Consider the following 2104-nt stretch of genomic DNA (forward strand, 5'->3'; position numbering starts at 1 on the left):
TTACACCAGTTTTTATTTAACAAACCGTTCTCAGAAGCGCACAATGCCACTGCCGATGTAGAAGCAACTACACGCTGTTTTTTAGAATTGATTCGGAAAGAAATTTTCACCAAAGAAGAGCTGGACGTTCCCGGTTCCTACTTTCAAGATTTCCAATCAAAGAATCCAAGAGAAATTCAGCTTATTGGTTTAAAACATATCAATTTAAAACAAGCTTCGGATAGGATCAGACAACAGTTTGGTGATACCCAAAACACGGGAATATCTAAAAGTGAACTTTTAGAGAATAAAAAAGTTTTGGCGGAAGCCAAATTTGCGCATTTGCACAATCACACGCAGTTTTCGGTTTTGCAGTCTACCATTGGTATTGGTCCTTTGGTTTCGGCTACAGCCAAAAACGGATTTCCAGCCGTGGCCATGACCGATACGGCAAACATGATGGGTGCTTTTCACTTTGTGAGTGCAGTCATGAATCATAATAAATCGGCTTCCGCCAAAAATGCAGCTCTCATCGAAAGTGGAGAAGAACCTACGGAAACCGAAATGAAGCCGATAGTAGGTTGCGAGTTCAATATTTGCGAAAACCATTTGGATAAATCCAAAAAAGACAACGGTTACCAAGTTGTTTTGCTTGCTAAAAATAAAAAAGGCTACCATAATCTAGCTAAAATGGCCTCCATTGCCAATATTAATGGCTTTTATTATGTGCCTCGTATCGACAAGAAAATCGTAGAGCAATACAAAGAGGATATTATGGTCCTTTCCGGAAACTTATATGGAGAGATTCCGAGTAAGATATTAAATATTGGTGAAAATCAAGCTGAAGAAGCCTTGCTGTGGTGGAAAGCCCAATTTGGAGCCGATTTCTATCTTGAAATCATGCGCCACAATCAAGAGGATGAAAATAGAGTAAATCAAACCTTAATTGAGTTTGCTCAAAAACATGAGGTAAAACTAATTGCCACTAACAATACCTATTATTTAAATAAAGAAGATGCCAATGCACACGATATTTTACTTTGTGTAAAAGATGGTGAAAAGCAGGCTACGCCAATAGGTCGGGGTCGTGGCTACCGCTATGGTTTGTCTAATCAGGAGTATTATTACAAATCAGATGAAGAGATGAAGAAACTCTTTGCTGATTTGCCGGATGCAATTATCAACATTCAGGAGATCATAGATAAAGTTGAAATTTATTCTTTGTATCGGGATGTATTGCTTCCTAAATATGATATTCCAGAGGAGTTTGTTAATCCCGAGGATGAGGTTGACAACGGAGTAAGAGGTGAAAACGCTTATTTACGACACCTAACGATGGTTGGTGCCGAAAAAAGATATGGAGAATTGACGCCAGCCATTCAAGAACGTTTGGATTTTGAATTGTTGACCATTTCCAACTCTGGTTATCCGGGGTACTTCTTGATTGTTCAGGATTTTATTGCCAAAGCCCGTGAAATGGATGTGTCGGTAGGTCCTGGTCGTGGATCGGCAGCGGGTTCTGCCGTTGCGTATTGTCTGGGAATTACCAATATTGACCCGATTAAGTACGATTTGCTTTTTGAGCGTTTCTTGAATCCGGATCGTGTGTCCATGCCCGATATTGATATTGACTTTGATGATGAAGGTCGAGGTCGTGTAATGGATTATGTAATTAAAAAATATGGTGCTAATCAAGTAGCGCAAATTATTACTTATGGTAAAATGGCGACCAAGTCAGCTATTCGAGATACGGCGCGTGTACTGGATTTGCCTTTGTTTGAGGCAGACAGAATTGCCAAGTTGATTCCAACGATGATGCCATCTAAATGGAATCTAGCTCGTTTTATTTCGGAGAGCGAAGATGATGTTAAAAAATCCCTGAAGTCATCAGAAGAGTTCGATAAGGTAAAAGAATTGATCGCTATTGCAAACGAAGGAGATTTAGCAGGAGAAACTATTCAGCAAGCAAAAATTTTAGAAGGATCCATGCGTAACACCGGTATTCATGCCTGTGGAGTAATTATCACACCTTCGGATATTACCAATTACGTACCTGTAACTACAGCAAAAGACTCGGATTTATATGTAACCCAGTTTGATAACTCCGTAGCTGAGAGTGCGGGAT

At 39.7% G+C, this 2104-nt stretch carries 1 protein-coding gene; it reads left to right on the forward strand.

Going from position 1 to position 2104, the window contains the following annotated elements:
- Positions 1-2104 (forward strand): DNA polymerase III subunit alpha (dnaE, locus tag P8M54_RS06815; protein WP_300286553.1); only part of this gene is annotated, 2104 nt, incomplete at both ends.

Source organism: Flavobacterium sp. (assembly GCF_029242675.1).
GTDB lineage: Bacteria > Bacteroidota > Bacteroidia > Flavobacteriales > Flavobacteriaceae > Flavobacterium.